The sequence below is a fragment of the Synechococcus sp. BDU 130192 genome, from assembly GCF_963876085.1.
In the GTDB taxonomy this organism is placed as follows: domain Bacteria; phylum Cyanobacteriota; class Cyanobacteriia; order Cyanobacteriales; family MRBY01; genus MRBY01.
Genome location: NZ_CAWNNO010000020.1, coordinates 1 through 16,257 on the forward strand (window position 1 = coordinate 1; position 16,257 = coordinate 16,257).

Genomic DNA, 16,257 nt, shown 5'->3' on the forward strand with positions numbered 1-16,257 from the left:
CACCACACGCCACCGGGGCCTTTGACCACGAGCACCGTATCCCCGGCACTTTCAACGCTCAATTTTAAATCATTAAAAAACGTCATCAAGCTGAGGCGATGGTCGGCATGGTTATCGATAAAACCAACACAAGACCCCGTGGGGGTATCCTCGATTTCCAAAAATTCTGCGGCGGGTTCACTCCCCCCACTGACCCCCCGTAATAGCTGAGGATTGGGGGCAAAATTAGGGCGCAACTGGAGATTTTCAAAAATGGCTTGTTTTGGTAACGGTTGGGCCATCACTGGGGCGATCGCCAGTCCCATCCCCCAAGCCCCCGTTAACGCCAATAAGCACCGTCGCCACATATCGAATATCCTTTTTTGATTCCAGCATTACCTCGCTAGACGTGGATCAAAAGCCTGGGGTTCCAACGGCTCGCCCCTTCAATCTACCTAACGCAATAGCATTACCAATAGACCCTGCTGACCCAAGAGTACCTCCCGCAGGAGGGTGACGATCCCGACCCAAATCACCGGAGAAATATCGATACCGCCCAGGGGGGGCACCAGTTTTCTCGTCGGGGCCAAAAGCGGTTCCGTCGGCAATACCACCAAGCTAAAGGGCAGTTTCGTTAATTCCGCCTGGGGATACCAAGTGAGCACAATGCGGAAAATAAAAAATAGGGTCATCGCGCCCAACAGCAGATTGAGCCCTAGACTTGTCACAGCTAACCAAGACATCGCATTTACCAAAAATTCATTGCGTTAAGACTTAATTTAACTTAACTGCGACCTTGATTTTTACCGAACCCATTGAAAATGGGGGCAACGACCTGGGATTTTCAGAAACTGCATCAGTCTGCCTGGGTGCCCACTATAAATTATTATTGGCGGTTTGTTTTGACCATTGCCCCTAAAACCAAAGCACATAACCCAAAGGGCCATGGCAAGTACCGCAAGCCAAAAATTAACAGACCAATTTTAAGGACAAAAAGCCGTGAAAAAGTTGATTCTCCCTGCCTTCTTCATCTGTGCCCTCAGCCTCGGTGGCTGCGGTATGGTTCAGGAAATAATTTTTGAAAAAGCGATTGAAGCTGGCTCCGGCGAAAAAGTCGATATCGATATGGCCAAAGAATCCGTCGATATCAAAACCAACGAAGGAAATCTGTCTGTCAGCAGCGGCGACAACGTCAAACTCCCCGACACCTTCCCCAGGGACATTTATTTCGATAAAAATGCCGAAATTAGAATGGCGATGGATTTACCGGAGGGGGTTTCTGTCACCTTTGTCACTAATGAAAGTGTGGCCGCCGTCAAAGACAAATACACCGCAGAAATGGCCAAAAACGGTTGGACTCAAGAAATGACCATGGACGTCAACGGGCAATCGATGTTTGGCTTTCAAAAGCAAGAGCGCGCTTCCCAAATCATGATCTATGCAGACCAAGACCAGACTTTGGTGCAAGTCATCGCGAAAAAGTAACGGCACTTCCCCAACAGTCGTTTATGGGGGTTGCCCTAAAGGTTAGAGACTATTTGCGATCGCCCCTAGGGCAACATGTGCTGCTGGATAAAGTTTGTATCGACATCGGCCGCCAAAAAAGCCGGATGATTCAAAATCTTTTGGTGGAAGCTAATGGTGGTCGATACTCCAGTAATGGCACATTCTCGGAGTGCCCGCTTCATGCGGCGAATGGCGGTGTCTCGGTCTGGCCCCCAAACGATTAATTTACCGATCAAAGAATCGTAGTAAGGAGAAATTTCATAATCGGTGTAAACGTGGGAATCCATCCGTACCCCAGGGCCACCGGGGGGAAGATAGCCACTGATTTTGCCTGGGGTCGGTCGGAAATCATGGTCGGGATCCTCGGCGTTAATCCGGCACTCGATGGCATGACCATTTAAGTTCACTTGATTTTGATTCAAACTGAGGCGATCGCCTTGGGCAACTTTAATTTGTTCGGCGATCAAATCTAGTCCCGTCACCATCTCTGTGACCGGGTGTTCCACCTGAATGCGGGTATTCATCTCCATAAAGTAGAAATCCCCATTCTTATCCACGAGGAATTCCACCGTTCCCGCCCCGACATAATCAATGGATTTAGCCGCTTTGACCGCTGCTTTCCCCATTTTGTCCCGCAGTCTGGGGGTGAGGATCGCGCTGGGCGCTTCTTCGAGGAGTTTTTGGTGCCGTCGCTGGATCGAACAATCCCGTTCGCCGAGGTGAATCACATTGCCGTACTGATCCGCGAGGATCTGAAATTCAATGTGGCGGGGCCGTTCAATAAATTTTTCGATGTAAACGCCGCCATTCCCAAAGGCTGCTTCTGCTTCCCCCTGGGCCGCTCGGTACAAACGGGGCAATTCTTCGGCGCTGGGCACAAGGCGCATCCCCCGGCCACCACCACCCGCCGTGGCTTTGATCATCACGGGGTAGCCAATTTGTTGGGCGATTTCTAGGGCTTGTTCTTCGGAGGCCACCAACCCAGCACTACCGGGTACGGTGGGGACTTTTGCCGCCTGCATCGTTTTTTTGGCGGTGGATTTGTCCCCCATGGCGATCATTGCTTCTGGGGAAGGGCCAATGAAGGTGATTTGATGGTCGGCACAAATTTCTGCAAACTTGGCATTTTCAGCGAGGAAACCGTAGCCTGGGTGAATTGCGTCGGCGTTACTGCTGAGGGCCGCAGCGATAATATTGGGAATGTTGAGATAGCTTTTGCTGCTCTGGGGCGGGCCAATGCAAATGCTCTCATCGGCGAGCTGAACGTGGAGGGCTTGGCGATCTACGGTGGAGTGGACGGCAACTGTGGCAATGCCGAGCTCCTGACAGGTGTGGATAATGCGTAGGGCAACTTCTCCGCGATTGGCGATGAGAATCTTTGAAAACTGCATGGTGTTCCGTTGGCGTTTGCGTCCCCAGTGTGATGGGTAGCCAACATTATCATGGTAAGGGGTATCCCTCGGCAAGCGGCGATCGCCCCGGAACAGACTTTCACGATTCCTCTAAAACAAGCCCTGGCGAAATTCGTCATTTTCACCCCGGTCGTCTGTTTGGTAACGAGATGGGGGGCGATCGCTACTCCAGGCCCACCAAACGGTGCCGCATTGACATTCATAAAACTCCTGCCAGCGGCGACGGTGCAGCGCATCGGTCACGGGGGCATAGCGATTTAACCAAGCCCGTTTCGCATCATGGGGGAGCGCTTCACAGCTGGGACAATGGAAACTGAGGGCGTGACTGGCATTTTTAATCCACTCAGGCGGATAGGGGCTAAAGGCATCCATAGGCACGGACAAAGGAAAAACTTGCCTACCATGGTAACGACTTCCCTGGGAATTGTTAGGAACCTCGGTTCAGGCTTTGGGGACAAACTTCCCAGGTCGGTTTTCGTCATTAAACCTCGAAACGCTTTTGATCAGTCCCCCTTAGGCGCGGATAAACTCGTAGAGATCGATATATTCATTGCCGGGGTTGTTCCAGGAATAGTCATATTTCATCCCCTGGATTTGCAGCTTCCGGAACTCCTCTGGGTACACGGTGTATAAACCAATGGCCCGTTCCATGGCGGATTCGAGGGCGTGGTTATCCGTTTGGTAAAAGACATAGCCATTTCGTTCTTCGGGGGGATGTTTATCATCATGATCTCGGTCAAACACGGTACTCACGAGGCCACCGACACCACGGACAATGGGCACCACACCATACTTCAGGGCGATGAGTTGGGTCAGGCCACAGGGTTCGTAGTTACTGGGGACGACAAGCATATCAGCCCCGGCATAGATCATGTGGGACAGTTCGGCGTTGAAGCCCAGCTCGATGTGACAGTTGGGGTTGTCGTTGAGGTGAAATTTCTCGTGCCAGAACCAGGAGTTGATCGAGCCTTCGGTGGCGGAACCAAGGAGGACAAATTGGGCTCCCCGATTCAAGGCATAGTACATGGCATGGTGAACGAGATGAACGCCTTTTTGGTCATCGAGACGGCCAATGTAGGCGATGATCGGTCGGTCATTGTCTTCAAGTAATAGGCGATCGCGTAGGGCTTTTTTGTTTTTCGCTTTATTTTCGAGGCTATCCCAACTGTATTGCAGCTTGATATTGTGGTCTACTTCTGGGTTCCAAGTGCTGTAATCGATGCCGTTGAGAATTCCCTTGAACTTGTCTTGGTGGAGATGGAGGGTATGGCTCAGACCACAACCAATATCGGTGTAGTGGGCTTCCCAGGCGTGGTGGGGAGAAACGGTCGTCACCGCATTGGCATAGACGATGCCCCCTTTCATGCAATTTAAGGCAAAGGGATTAAAGTTATCCCGGAGGCGATCGTAGTGGAAATAGTAGCCTTCGTTATTGAGACCCGTCGCCCATAAGACGTCAGCGCCCGCAATACCTTGGTGTTTAAAGTTGTGGATGGTGTAGCACACCCGCTGATTCCACAGGCCATGCCACTTGTACATTTCAAAGAGCATCACCGGAACCAGACCTGTTTGCCAGTCATGGCAGTGGATAATGTCGGGGCGTTTGTTGGATTTTTGTAAAAATTCGAGGGCCGCCTTGCTAAAGAAGGCAAAGCGCATGTGGTCGTCTAAGGCTCCATAAAAAAAGCCCCGACTGAAAAAGTTATCACCGGAGTGGGGTTCGATAAAGAAACATTGTTGGCCATGGACCCAGCCATAGAAAACGGTGCAGTGGATCGCACCGCCAAACCAGGGTACCCAAAGATCCCGATAGGCTTCGTGCATCCCCCAAATGTGGTCGTAACGGAGACAATCATATTTGGGCAAAATGATTTCGACACAATGACCGCGCAGACTAAGCTCGCGACTGAGTCCGTAAACCACATCTCCAAGTCCACCTACCTTCGCGACGGGGGCGCATTCCGAAGCAATCTGGACGATGTACATAGGGACTCCTTATGTTTCTGAAAGAATGGGAAATTCGTAAAATTTTTTCAAAGATAAAGCATCTGTCTGTGAGCGGCAACTATACGGGGGCGGAAGTGTGATTAGGATTCTTGAGGTTTGTTTGCTCCATTGTTTTAGGAACAAAATATTTGGCGATCGCCGTTGGGCCTGCCCGGATCAGTGGGATGATCGGGAAAATAGACTGCTGTTGGGGGCTGTTTTGGCAGCAATTTTTAGTCCCCCTAATCCCATCAATTTCAGACAAAAATGCAAGATCAACAACAGGTGATTCACAAAGCGCAGCCCTGGCACGGCAAGGTGGGCTTAATCTACGGGCAACGCCAGGGCAAGACGGAAATGCAACGCTGTTTTACCCAAGCGCCGTTTCGCATCCAGCGGCCTTTTTATCCGGAAGGAAATCGAGTGTGTCACACGGTCTTGCTCCACACGGCAGGGGGCATTGTCGGCGGCGATCGCCTATCTCTGGATCTCGAACTGAAGCCAGAAAGTCATGTTTTCCTCACAACGGCGGCGGCCAACAAAATTTATCGTACTAACGGGGAAACGGCGCAACAGGACGGCATTATTCACCAGGCTCCGGGCAGCATTTTGGAATACTTTCCCCAGGAAATGATTATTTTCGACGGGGCAGAATATCACCAGAGCCTGCGGGTCAATCTGGCTCCCGGTGCGGTGTGGTGCGGCTGGGAAATTCTTCGGTTTGGGCGCACGGCCCGGGGCGAAAAATTCATCTCTGGTAACTGGCGGGGGCTGACAGAAATTTGGCAGGGGGATGAACTACTCTGGGGCGATCGCCAATGGCTACCGGGACATCCAGAAGTCTTCGCCGCCTGGAATGGTCTGAATAATCAGCCGGTGGTGGGAAGTCTGGCCTTGGTGGGGCTAGAGATTAGCGAGGCTCAAATGGCGGAGTTGCGACAAACCATGGCCACCATTCAGCAGGGCTTGGGCGGGATCACACAATTACCCAAAGGCGTGCTTTGTCGCTACCGGGGCCACTCCAGCACGGAAGTAAAGCGGTGGTTTATCTCCCTTTGGCAAAATTGGCGATCGCTCTATTCCCCGCAACTACCAACCCTATCCCGCGTCTGGCAGACCTATTAACCCATCCCTAGCCCCCAAAAACATTCTCCCCTTTGAGGGGAGTTAGAGGGGTGTCCCTTGAGGGAGGTAGTTGACTCTCCCCTAACTCCTCCACTGGAGAGGAACCAGAAAGGTCTCCCCCTGGGGGGGGTGGGAGTTAAGGCTGGCGACTGTAGGGAAAAGGCCGATCCCGTTCGATGAGGTGCGCCTGCATCCCCAACCGTTTTGCTGCTTCGTAATCTTCCAGACGGCTGTCGCCGATGTGGAGCGCTTCTTCTGGCTGACAACGATGTTTAGCGAGGGCTGCTTGGAAAATTTTGGGGTTTGGTTTCGCTACTCCGGTTAGAGAGGAAATGGTCACACTCTGGAAATAGGGAGCTAATTCTAAGGCGTCTAGTACCTGCAACAGGCGGGAGTCAAAATTTGAAATTAAACCCAACTCAATGCCCTGGGCATGCCAAGTCTGCACCGAAGCCAAGGTTTCCGCAAAAATAAACCAGGGTTCTGCCGTCGCAAAATGCTGGTACAAATCCGTAAAAAAAGCACGAAAATCAAGAAACTGCTCAATCACCCCGGCAGCAGTAAAGGTTTCCTGGGCGATCGCCTCCCACCACAGAAATTCCTGTTTGGGGATCAACTCAGCATCAATATTCGGAAATGCCGGGGCAGGTTTACGCTTAAAGGATTGACGAAACCCCTGTTCTAAACGCTCCGAATCCGCCGTTACCCCGTGACGTTGGGCAATTTTGGCATAAGTCGCCCCGACCCCATCTTGGACGCCAAAGAGCGTCCCCACCGCATCGAAAAAAATAACCTTTGGTTGTGTTGCCATCATTTTGCTTGTTTCGTCTACCGGGCCAATAATTTTGCGAGGGGTTGCACGAGCCAATTGAGGCCCACCTGCACCTGATGTTCCCAGGTCGGCAAACGGTAGAGATAGACCAAGCGACGGGCGACATGGGCGAGATTGCCTTCGAGTTCTAGGCCCAAACCGCTGAGGGTGGCATTATTTTCGCCGAGAGTGAGCATTTCACCGAGATTAAAGAACTTAAACGGCAAAAGAGGCTTATTTGTAATCAGGCCCCGCAGGTTCCAGGCGCAGACATCGGCCTGCTGAATCGCCACCTGGGCTGTCATCGGTAAATTGTCTTCTGCTTGGGCGACATCCCCAAGGGCGAAAATGTTCGGGTGGTTCTGGATCTGGAGTTGGGCATTGACATCAAGTTTGCCATTGTCTGCGTGGGGCAGGGCGAGATCTTTTACCCAAGGGGCGATCGCCGTTCCGCCAGTCCACAACACGAGATCAGCGGGAATGGTATCCACTTCCCCTTTGTAGCGTAGGCTAAGGCTATCGGCGGTGACTTCGGTGACTTCCGTGGCGTAGTCTACCCAAATCCCCCGTGCTTCCAGGGCTTCCTTAGCAGCCAGTTGGTTAAATTTAGGCGCATTTTTGAGGATTTCATCGCCGCGATCAATGATCCGTAACCGGCCGCGATCGCCTGAGCGATCCGCTAATTTACAGGCTAATTCCACGCCACTGTAGCCACCCCCAACGATGGCAATGCGAATTTTTTCCGCCGCACTAGTTTCCAAAGCCCGTAATTTTTCCTTGAGATGCAGGGCATCATTGAGGGTTTTAAAGGGTAGGGCGTATTCCTTGATGCCAGGCAAATCCACAAATTTTGTTGTCCCCCCAGCCGCAATGACGAGGTAGTCATAGGTGATTTGGCGATCACCGCAGACGACGGTTTTTTGCTCCGGGTCAACGGTTTGTACTTGAGTTTGGACAAATTTTACCGGGCCATGGCGCAACAATTCCGTGTAGGTGGGGGCCACTTCCCAGGGTTGCATTTCCTCCGTGATCAGCTCGTAGAGGAGGGGACTAAAGACAAAGTGATCCTGGCGATCGATTAAGGTAATGTCTGGCCGCTGGGAGGTCTCCCAGGGAAATTGCAACAGACGGAGCGCCGTATAGAGTCCGGCGAAACCGCCGCCGATAATGACGATGTGGGGCTGACTCATGGAGAAATAAAAGGTGAGGGCGGGCAACGTTTAACTATTGTGCCTTAATTTTCCGGTCGGGGGGGCCAGCCCTTGGGCAATAAAAAACCGCCACTGGGTGAGGACGGTCTAGCTTGATAAGCAATCGGAGGGTATTGCTAACCTAGCGTGGGGATCATTGGGGAAATGTAATCTTTTTAACTTCTTTAGGTTTTTTCCCGTCTATTTTGGGTGTAAATAACTTTTGGGTTCTTTATGGCAATCGGACTAGCCAAGACCCTGAATTGTGCTTAGAATAGTTTAGGCCCCTGGAGAGGTGGCAGAGTGGTTGAATGCGGCGGTCTCGAAAACCGTTACTGGGGCAACTCAGTCGGGGGTTCGAATCCCCCCCTCTCCGTTTTAAGATTGACCCCGATAAAAGGAACGTCGTAGGCGTTTGAGTTGCTGCCGGAGGTAGTCCGTATTGGCAGGCTGTTCACCGTAGCGCCAGTTGACATAGGCTTCGGTCAGTTCCGTCAAAATTTCTAAGGTTTCAGGACGATATTGTGGTTGAATCGTCCGCAAAAACTCCCAAGGAGTTTGGGTACGTTGTTTTTGGTGCCCTTTGTTTTGGAGCAGCAGGAGCATTTGTTGGTAGAGCTGTTCCATCATCGGTAATCGAGCAAAGCGACGCCGTTGGAACCAGTTGCGAATTTGTTTAATGACAAACCAACCGCCCATGCTGGCGACGGCAACGGCGATCGCCCCCGTAATGGCCCCAACGAGACCACTGGAAACAAAGCCCCACAACCGCGAAACCACGTAGCCTAGTATTTTCAGGGTCGTAAACCACAACCCTTCAAAGAAGCCAAGAATCGGCGACGGCACCCAACCCGCAACCCAACGCCAAAATGATCTCAATACGCCAAAAGCACCACCATCCTCAAAGGAAGGCGGCACAACTTCATAACCCGGCAGTGGATTGAACGCAAACCAACCCTGGCCCGGAAAATAGGCTTCTGTGACAGCATGGGCATCGGTATTGTGGACGAGGTAATAGCCCGTAAATGGATTAAAATCCCCTTGATCAAATCCCGTTGCAAACCGGGCCGGAATCCCAATAGATCGCAGCATAATCGTGAGAACTGTGGCGTAATGGTCGGCATAGCCCCCCTTGTATTTGAACAGGAAAGCTTCAACGAGATCTTCATCGTCTGCGAAGAACGGAATTTCTTGGGCTTGGGGGAAGCGTTGCTTCAACCCTTGGGCCAGGTAGAGGGCCTTTTCGTATGGGGAAGTGATGGGGCTATTGGCCTGGGAGAGAATTTCCTCGGCAACGGCCCGTACCTCCGCTTTGATTGCTGGGGGGACATCTAGATATTTCTCGGTGACAAAGGGCGGATAATCTGTCCCTGCTGCCGCCAATTCCGTCCGGTTACGGTAGGGTACTTTAGAGACAACGGTGTAGGTTAAGCCTTCTAAAAGTCCCAAAGGCGATCGCAAATTTCCCTCTGGATCTTGGCCAATCTCCGCCGTGGGAAAATAAAGCTCCGTCGGATACTGCATCGCCGGGACAATGTTCGGTAAAGACAAAACGGCAGTATAGCTCTGGATAATTTTTTTCTTTTCCACTGGGTTGGGGATAAAAGGCGTTAGGAAAAAACGTCCGGCCCAGCGGGAACGCTCCGTGAGTTGCAAATCATCGGCATTGGTGACTTCCCAGCCCTGGCCTGTGTAACGGTCAAAGGACATCACGCGCCAAAAACCAGGGGCCTGCGATCGCACCCGCATCACCAGCACCTTTTCCATCTCACCCCGGAGATTTTGGTTGATTTTGCTATTGAAACCGTAATACTGAGTTTTATCGAGTTCCCCTTGACCTTCGCTGGGACTACTACCTTCACCCGTGCCTGCCCCAGTACCCGGACTATTCCCAAAGGTCGCACCATCGGCGTTTTCATTTCCTTCGCCGCCAGGATTCTCGTAACCGGGATTGACGAGGCTAAGGTTAGTCGGGCTAAAACGTTCATTTTCAGGGGCATCGGCGGGCAAACTCACAGGCAAGGTGCTGAGTTGATAGCCAGGAAAACGGGGCATGATGCTAAAGAGTCCCAAGCCCAATACCAAGGTGATCCCCAAAATTGCGCCCAGGCGTTTGGGTGACAGGGGAGAATTTTTCAGGAGGTCAGCGCGACCTTTACGGGCACTGGAGCGCTGCGGCCAAAGGATCGTCTCCAAGCCAGCTAGGCCGAGGCGTGAACGGTAATCTAAAACTAGAACAGGGAGGGCGATCGCCAAAAATAGAATTAACCAGGGCGCAAAGGTTAGCGTTTGAGAAACAGTGCCTGCCACCCCCAACAAAATAAGGCCGATCACCATCGAATAACCCAGATCCTTTCGGCGGGGCAAATCGAAGCTGTGAAGAATTTGCAGTTGAATGAGGAGCTCTGCCAGCACCAAACGCGTATCGTTTAAATTGGCATACAGATTCCGGAAAAAGAGCAACAGCATGCCCAACATGCCAATGGCAATAAAAAATTTTGCCCCCACATTCGCCTTCTGACGGTTTTGCCAACTCCAGACTCCCCCCAGGAGCGTTAAGGGTACCGCTAAAACACTGATCGGCCAGCCAAACCAGATCATGTTTCCTTCTGAGGCCACATCCGTCGCAATAATGCCGACAACCACCAATAGCTGTACCAAGGCCCGCAGCAGTACAGAATCTTCGCTTTGGGGTTTGGGAAAATTACGCAATTGGGCCACTAAATCCGCAAAGGATTTCGGTTTGAGGCGTTGGGAAGAGGGTGATGTCATCGTGCTGTAGGCGGAAATCAAAAACCTTCTACTAGACTACCCTTATCCTTCAAATTCAGCATAAATCCCACTGAAGCCATAAAGCAGAACAGCAGCCTACAGTTTTTTGTGAATCCTGACTTAAACCGATGAAAGCCGCAGTTCCATGGTTCGATTAGCGAGATTATCGATTGATTTAATTTTTGTACTCCCCAGGCAAGATTCGAACTTGCGACCAATCGATTAACAGTCGACCGCTCTACCGCTGAGCTACTGAGGATTGTGTGGCGCGTTGTGTTCCAACGGTTTAACATTGTAGCCACAGTTTTTGGATTTGGCAATACCTTGGTTCAAGTTTTTTTTGAGCCGGTTGAACTTTTTGGGTAAAGGTTCAGTCTAAAAAGACGTGCGATGACTGGAGAGGGATATGCCCGATCAAGCTGTTGACCACCCTACTGCCATTTCGGATAGGGAATTGGTTTGTCTTTGCCAAGGGAAAATAGGGTCTATTCGGGGGCGGCGCGATCGCCAAAGTTTCCGAATCCTGTACCGACGCTATCACCAAAAGGTACGGTCTACCCTGTATCAACTCTGTGGGGTGGCGCTCTTGGATGATTTAGTTCAAGAGGTTTTTTTAAAGGCCTGGCAGGGGCTCCCGCGCCTCAAAAATCCGGACTATTTTGCCACCTGGTTGTACCGCATTACTTGGAATGTGGCGACGGATCAACGGCGACGCTTTGCGAAGCAGATGACCTTAATCACAGGCTTAGAGGCGCAAATTGGTGCGGTAGCAGATCCGGGGCCGGAGGGGCTGAGTCAAATTTATTATCAAGATTTGGTGCAGCGAGGTTTGCAATCGCTAAGCTTGGAACACCGGGCGGTCTTGGTGCTCCATGATCTCAAGGATTTGCCCCAAAAGGAGGTGGCTGAAATTCTTGGGATTCCGCCAGGAACGGTGAAATCTCGCCTCCACCATGCCCGGCGATCGCTGCGTCAGTTTTTAGAAACCCAAGGAGTCAGTCTATGAATTTCCATGACCATGACAACTTAATTCGGTTTTTAAAGAACCACGAACCCTACGGGCCACCGCCACCAGGGGATCACGAAGAAAGGCTTTTGGCGCGACTCAACCAAACAGAACCGTCAAACCTGACAGCTTCGTCCCAGGGGAAATGGTGGGTTCCGACAGTGATTGCTGCCGGGCTTGTGCTCGTGATTGGCCATGGACAACTGCACCAGGAATTTGGGTCGCTGCCGGAGGTGATGCCGCAACAGTATTGGGGGAGAGTTGAACAACCCCAGCCAAAGGCGATCGCCGGGGGAGCCGATGAAGAACTGGAGGCTTTTCTTGAAGAAAGCTGGTCTTATTCCTTTGGGGAGCACCTTTACCAGGAACAGGAACTGTCCTACGAGTACGTTGATTTTGTTGTCAATACTGATCCCTAGTGCTTCGCAAAACATTCCTAAATTTCAACACTGGGCTAATGCCGTCCTAGCGGAATCTGTGATTAGTTTTGGAGATGAATTTTAATCATGTTTAAAAAACAAGTATTAATGGCTTCTGCGGTGGCCCTCTCGTTGACAGGGGAAATGGCGATCGCCGACTCAACCACGAAAGCCACCCACTTCACCGTTGCCCCAGCACCAGTCCTCATGAGCCAAGGGGATGAGCAGGAAGCAGATCTCGTTGATCGGCTTGACCTCAGTACCGCCCAGAGACAACAAATCCAAGGAATCCGCGCCAATTACCGTAGCCAAATGGGGGCCAAACGGGCAGCAATTCAACAGGCAAAAAATACCATGCGGACATTAATGCGCAATAGCACGACTTCCCGCAATCAATTAGAGGCCCAACACCGTACCATTACAAACCTACGCCAAGATTTAGCAGATCTCCATTTCCGGCAGATGTTAGACATTCGTGAAGTGCTCACCCCCGCCCAACGGGCAGAATTAGCGCAGCACATGGCCCAAAAACGCCAGGGTGATCGCTTCCAACGGTGGCGGAGCTGGTTTGGCTGGCGGCAGTAGTCAAAATTATTGAGACGAGCCTTGCACTTTGCGCCAAATTTCCCCGAACCACAACACAAAAGAGGTTCCTCCGATAATCCACAGCCAATCGCGGCAGGCCAGGGGGACGGTACGAAAGGCACTGCTTCCCCACTGCACCATGGCCACTTGACCGATAAAAATGGTGGCAATAATCGCGCTAAAAGCTGGATTTTTTGAGAGCCCTGTAAACGCAGAAATCGAGAGGCCAAAACAGCGGGCATTAAATAAATTCCACAGTTGCAGAAAGACGAAAATCGCAAAAAAGACGGAAAGCTCGTAGGTATTGATGGTGCCATCGCGCATTTCATACTCCAAAATGCCTACCATCAGCACCAGAAATCCACACCCTAAGAAGGCAATTTGTTTGGCCATGGCCCCGGTGATGATAAATGCCTCGGCTTGACGGGGCGATCGCCCTAGGACTTCTGGATTGGGCGGTTCTGTGGCTAAGGCCAGGGCAGCAAAGGTATCCATAATTAAATTGACCCACAGCATTTGGGTCACCGTTAGGGGAAGCTCAATGCCAATAAATGGCCCCAAAAGGGCTGTCCCCAGGGCTACCACGTTAATGGTGAGCTGAAAGAGAAGAAATTTTTGAATATTTTCATAGAGCGATCGCCCCCAGAGCACCGCATTCACAATGCTGCTAAAAGAATCATCCAAGAGAATAATGTCACTGGCTTCCTTGGCGATCGCCGTACCACTTCCCATGGCGAGACCCACTTGCGCCTGTTTGAGGGCCGCCGCATCATTCGTCCCATCTCCCGTCACACCAACCACTTCTCCCGATTGTTGGAGCAACTTCACCAAGCGTAATTTATCTAGGGGGCAAGCGCGGGAGAGGATCTTTAAGGACTTCACGGCTTCCCGTGCGGTGTCATCATCCATCGCGGCAAACTCCGGCCCCGTCAGGTGCAAGGCTTTAAAGTTAACCTCTTCTGTTTGGTGCCAGAGGCCAATTTGTCGGCCAATTTCCCTCGCTGTTTGGGGACTATCACCGGTAACAATTTTGACCTGAATGCCGGCACGGAGACAGGCTTTAACGGCGGCGGGGACATCATCCCGCAGGGGGTCAATAATCGCAAAAAAACCAAGCCATACCAGGTGCCGTTCGATTTCAGTGATTTTAAAATGCTTGAGATCCCCCAGGGGACGATAGGCAAAACCCAGGGTCCGCATCCCCCGGCTTTGGTAGTCTTGGAGCGTTTTGATAATGGCAGCCCGTTCGGTGAGAGGCATAACCCCACCAGCACTTAATTGATAATCACAGCGTTTGAGTACGACTTCTGGAGCGCCTTTAACGTAGAGAACTTCCTCTTGCAAAATGGGCGATTTGCCGAGGCTGGTCATGTACTTTTTTTCGGCAGAAAATGCCCCCTGGGAACTGAGGTCAAAATTGTAACGGTAGTCGAGGTAGTCAAGGTTTTGTTGATCGAGCCAGAGTAAAAGGGCTCCCTCTGTGGCGTTCCCAATGACCGTGGGCAGCGCTTGGGTGGCGTACTCTAGGTCGGCGGTACTGTTAGCGGCGATCGCCTCGGCGAGCACCTGACGAACATGGGTGGCTTGCGCCGGTTCAGCCTCCACCAGTCCAGGGATACAGGTTTCATGGACATGCATTTGATTACAGGTCAATGTCCCGGTTTTATCGGAGCAGATCACGGTGGTTGCGCCAATGGTTTCACAGGCATGCATCCGCCGCACCAGATTATTTTCGGCAGTCATGCGGCGCATACTGTAGGCCAAAGACAAGGTGACACTCATGGCCAGTCCTTCTGGCACAGCTACCACGATAATCGTCACGGCCACCATGAAGTAATTGAGGAGGGCCAGCCCCACATCTAGGGGAAGCCATTCTCTCACTGTGGGGGATAGCCAGTGGGTAGCAACACCATAGCCGAGACTCCCCCCTAACCAGAGGCTACCCCCAAGCAACATCAAGGGGGTATTTTTTAGGGCCGCCGGGGCTGGAACAGCGAAAACTTCGGGTAACTTCCCCATGCGTTCGAGTAGTTCTTGGCCATCTTCGAGCACCGGCAGCCACACGGGTGCTGACATCATGGCGATCGCCCCCAGTAAACAGGCCATCACGTAACCCTGGGAGCCTGTTAGCCTCAGTTCTTGGGTGAGGAGACCCCGGATCAATAGGGCAATAAACGTTAGGAGAGCTACGGTTAAACCCACCACCCCAATTGCTTTACTCAGGGTTTCGAGTTGTTGATTGAGGGGCGTATTGGGATCATCTTCAACGGTGGCCACCGCTTGGGCTAACTTACCAATTTCGGTGCGATCGCCAACGGCAATGACCTCACAAAAACCATGGCCTTGGGTGACGATGGTACTGCGGTAGACACAATTAAACGGGTAAGCGGACTGCTCGGCTTCTACCTGGAAAGGATCCGCTTGGGCTGATTTGTTAACGGGTTCTGATTCCCCCGTGAGTTTTGCTTGATCGATGTGGAGGGAAACACTTTCAAGAATTTTGGCATCGGCGGGAACTTCATGGCCCTGTTCGATGTAGATAATGTCGCCCACCACCAAATCCTGGCGCGGCAGACTGTGATACTGGGCCTCGCGAATTACCTTGACCATGACTTGATCGTAAACATGGTTGAGGAGGGCAAATTCTTGGTTCGCTTTAAACTCATTAAAAAAAGCAACGACGGTAGCCAACAAGATCGCGACAATAATCCCCAGACCTTCGGCATATTCGCCCCGCAACACCCCCACCGCAAGGGCGATCGCCGCCGCAATCATCAGAATGCGAATCACCGGATCAGTAAATTTCTCTAAAAAAAGTTGCCACCAGGGACGCCGTTGGGGCGGTGTTAAAACATTGGCGCCATATTCGGCACGATTCGCCTGAACTTGTGCGGCCGTCAACCCTGCATAGGGCAGATGGCGATCGCCTGGAGATGCAATAGTCATAGGTAGTAATGCTGGGAAAAGTCTGACCCTTACGGTAGTGGTCGCTACTTCTACTCCTATGGTAGGTTTCACCCTTTGGCCGATGGGGGGGAACGTTAAAAAAATTTAGCTGAGTCGCGGGGAAACCCGCGCTGTATGCGTAGCGTCAGCATCGGGATGAAGAGCGAGCGACTGACCAACGGGAGGAAGCAAACTTCCAATAAGTAGTCTTAGGGACTGGCACAACGTCCCTAAGTATTTGCTACAATAGGAGTATGCTCAACCTAACTTACGAGTACAGAGCTTATCCAACTGCCGACCAAGCCCTTCAAATGGCTCAATGGTTGAACACCTGCCGCCGTGTGTATAATTACGCGCTGGCGGAACGTCGTGATTGGATTCAGGCCCGTAAGTGCCCCGTTAATGCTTGTAGTATCCAGCGGGAATTTATTTACCCAATGGATTCAGAAAAGCCGACCTATTACAGTCAAAAGCGCAATTTGACCGCCGCAAGGAAAACTAATTCTTTTCTGCAAGCGGT

14 protein-coding genes, 2 tRNA genes and 1 pseudogene are annotated in these 16,257 nt (G+C 51.7%); 7 read left to right on the forward strand and 10 right to left on the reverse strand.

Annotation, left to right across the window (positions count from 1 at the left end):
• Together AACT35_RS06620 and AACT35_RS06625 are read right to left on the reverse strand one after the other, a co-directional pair.
• Positions 1 to 347 (reverse strand): annotated as a pseudogene (locus AACT35_RS06620) (hypothetical protein); the annotation flags it as partial.
• Positions 348 to 434: 87 nt separating this feature from the next.
• Positions 435 to 722 (reverse strand): YggT family protein, encoded by a 288-nt coding sequence (locus AACT35_RS06625; RefSeq protein WP_012307731.1) that lies wholly within the window; start codon positions 720 to 722, stop codon positions 435 to 437.
• Positions 723 to 978: 256 nt separating this feature from the next.
• On the opposite strand from AACT35_RS06625, the gene AACT35_RS06630 reads away from it, so the two are divergent.
• Positions 979 to 1,464, forward strand: a complete 486-nt coding sequence (locus AACT35_RS06630) for a hypothetical protein (RefSeq protein WP_099239326.1) — start codon at positions 979 to 981, stop codon at positions 1,462 to 1,464.
• Positions 1,465 to 1,529: 65 nt separating this feature from the next.
• Here AACT35_RS06630 and accC read toward each other — a convergent pair whose 3' ends face one another.
• The 3 genes from accC to glgA all read right to left on the reverse strand — a co-directional run bounded on the left by accC (position 1,530) and on the right by glgA (position 4,883).
• Complete coding sequence (gene accC, locus AACT35_RS06635; RefSeq protein ID WP_012307729.1) at positions 1,530 to 2,876, reverse strand: acetyl-CoA carboxylase biotin carboxylase subunit; 1,347 nt, start codon at positions 2,874 to 2,876, stop codon at positions 1,530 to 1,532.
• A gap of 111 nt (positions 2,877 to 2,987) precedes the next feature.
• Positions 2,988 to 3,269, reverse strand: coding sequence for a hypothetical protein (locus AACT35_RS06640; RefSeq protein WP_030006632.1), 282 nt, complete (start codon positions 3,267 to 3,269; stop codon positions 2,988 to 2,990).
• Between the two features lie 141 nt (positions 3,270 to 3,410).
• Positions 3,411 to 4,883 (reverse strand): glycogen synthase GlgA, encoded by a 1,473-nt coding sequence (glgA, locus tag AACT35_RS06645; RefSeq protein WP_099239328.1) that lies wholly within the window; start codon positions 4,881 to 4,883, stop codon positions 3,411 to 3,413.
• Positions 4,884 to 5,150: 267 nt separating this feature from the next.
• Between glgA and AACT35_RS06650 the strand changes: the two genes are divergently transcribed.
• Positions 5,151 to 6,008 (forward strand): urease accessory protein UreD, encoded by an 858-nt coding sequence (locus tag AACT35_RS06650; protein WP_099239330.1) that lies wholly within the window; start codon positions 5,151 to 5,153, stop codon positions 6,006 to 6,008.
• Positions 6,009 to 6,144: 136 nt separating this feature from the next.
• Here the strand turns inward: AACT35_RS06650 and AACT35_RS06655 are convergent, their stop codons facing one another.
• Together AACT35_RS06655 and AACT35_RS06660 are read right to left on the reverse strand one after the other, a co-directional pair.
• A complete protein-coding gene (locus AACT35_RS06655) occupies positions 6,145 to 6,822 on the reverse strand; it encodes an HAD-IA family hydrolase (protein ID WP_099239332.1) in 678 nt (225 codons plus the stop codon).
• Between the two features lie 14 nt (positions 6,823 to 6,836).
• Complete coding sequence (locus AACT35_RS06660; protein WP_099239342.1) at positions 6,837 to 8,009, reverse strand: NAD(P)/FAD-dependent oxidoreductase; 1,173 nt, start codon at positions 8,007 to 8,009, stop codon at positions 6,837 to 6,839.
• A 289-nt stretch (positions 8,010 to 8,298) separates the two neighbouring features.
• Between AACT35_RS06660 and AACT35_RS06665 the strand changes: the two genes are divergently transcribed.
• Positions 8,299 to 8,385 (forward strand) — tRNA-Ser (locus tag AACT35_RS06665).
• A 2-nt stretch (positions 8,386 to 8,387) separates the two neighbouring features.
• Here AACT35_RS06665 and AACT35_RS06670 read toward each other — a convergent pair.
• On the reverse strand, positions 8,388 to 10,781 hold the full coding sequence (locus AACT35_RS06670) for a transglutaminase TgpA family protein (RefSeq protein ID WP_099239344.1): 2,394 nt from the start codon (positions 10,779 to 10,781) through the stop codon (positions 8,388 to 8,390).
• A 187-nt stretch (positions 10,782 to 10,968) separates the two neighbouring features.
• A tRNA-Asn gene (locus AACT35_RS06675) sits at positions 10,969 to 11,040 on the reverse strand.
• A gap of 147 nt (positions 11,041 to 11,187) precedes the next feature.
• Between AACT35_RS06675 and AACT35_RS06680 the strand changes: the two genes are divergently transcribed.
• The 3 genes from AACT35_RS06680 (at position 11,188) to AACT35_RS06690 (ending at position 12,791) form a co-directional block, all read left to right on the forward strand.
• A complete protein-coding gene (locus AACT35_RS06680) occupies positions 11,188 to 11,787 on the forward strand; it encodes a sigma-70 family RNA polymerase sigma factor (protein WP_030006642.1) in 600 nt (199 codons plus the stop codon).
• The gene (locus AACT35_RS06685; RefSeq protein WP_099239334.1) at positions 11,784 to 12,206 is read left to right on the forward strand and encodes a hypothetical protein; all 423 of its coding nucleotides are present in this window, start codon (positions 11,784 to 11,786) and stop codon (positions 12,204 to 12,206) included. Before AACT35_RS06680 ends, AACT35_RS06685 begins: the two co-directional genes overlap by 4 nt.
• Before the next feature lie 87 nt (positions 12,207 to 12,293).
• Entirely contained in the window at positions 12,294 to 12,791 is a 498-nt protein-coding gene (locus tag AACT35_RS06690) for a Spy/CpxP family protein refolding chaperone (protein ID WP_099239336.1), read from the forward strand.
• Between the two features lie 6 nt (positions 12,792 to 12,797).
• Here AACT35_RS06690 and AACT35_RS06695 read toward each other — a convergent pair whose 3' ends face one another.
• Positions 12,798 to 15,737: a calcium-translocating P-type ATPase, PMCA-type gene (locus AACT35_RS06695; RefSeq protein ID WP_099239338.1), complete on the reverse strand. Its 2,940-nt coding sequence runs from the start codon at positions 15,735 to 15,737 to the stop codon at positions 12,798 to 12,800.
• A 311-nt stretch (positions 15,738 to 16,048) separates the two neighbouring features.
• Here AACT35_RS06695 and AACT35_RS06700 point away from each other — a divergent pair.
• A partial coding sequence (locus AACT35_RS06700; protein ID WP_254048013.1) for a helix-turn-helix domain-containing protein occupies positions 16,049 to 16,257 on the forward strand: 209 nt, incomplete at its 3' end.

Coding starts and splice junctions, on each gene's coding strand:
- AACT35_RS06625 (WP_012307731.1), bottom strand. CDS start 722: ATGTCTTGGTTAGCTGTGACAAGTCTAGGGCTCAATCTGCTGTTGGGC.
- accC (WP_012307729.1), bottom strand. CDS start 2,876: ATGCAGTTTTCAAAGATTCTCATCGCCAATCGCGGAGAAGTTGCCCTA.
- AACT35_RS06640 (WP_030006632.1), bottom strand. CDS start 3,269: ATGGATGCCTTTAGCCCCTATCCGCCTGAGTGGATTAAAAATGCCAGT.
- glgA (WP_099239328.1), bottom strand. CDS start 4,883: ATGTACATCGTCCAGATTGCTTCGGAATGCGCCCCCGTCGCGAAGGTA.
- AACT35_RS06650 (WP_099239330.1), top strand. CDS start 5,151: ATGCAAGATCAACAACAGGTGATTCACAAAGCGCAGCCCTGGCACGGC.
- AACT35_RS06655 (WP_099239332.1), bottom strand. CDS start 6,822: ATGATGGCAACACAACCAAAGGTTATTTTTTTCGATGCGGTGGGGACG.
- AACT35_RS06660 (WP_099239342.1), bottom strand. CDS start 8,009: ATGAGTCAGCCCCACATCGTCATTATCGGCGGCGGTTTCGCCGGACTC.
- AACT35_RS06670 (WP_099239344.1), bottom strand. CDS start 10,781: ATGACATCACCCTCTTCCCAACGCCTCAAACCGAAATCCTTTGCGGAT.
- AACT35_RS06680 (WP_030006642.1), top strand. CDS start 11,188: ATGCCCGATCAAGCTGTTGACCACCCTACTGCCATTTCGGATAGGGAA.
- AACT35_RS06685 (WP_099239334.1), top strand. CDS start 11,784: ATGAATTTCCATGACCATGACAACTTAATTCGGTTTTTAAAGAACCAC.
- AACT35_RS06690 (WP_099239336.1), top strand. CDS start 12,294: ATGTTTAAAAAACAAGTATTAATGGCTTCTGCGGTGGCCCTCTCGTTG.
- AACT35_RS06695 (WP_099239338.1), bottom strand. CDS start 15,737: ATGACTATTGCATCTCCAGGCGATCGCCATCTGCCCTATGCAGGGTTG.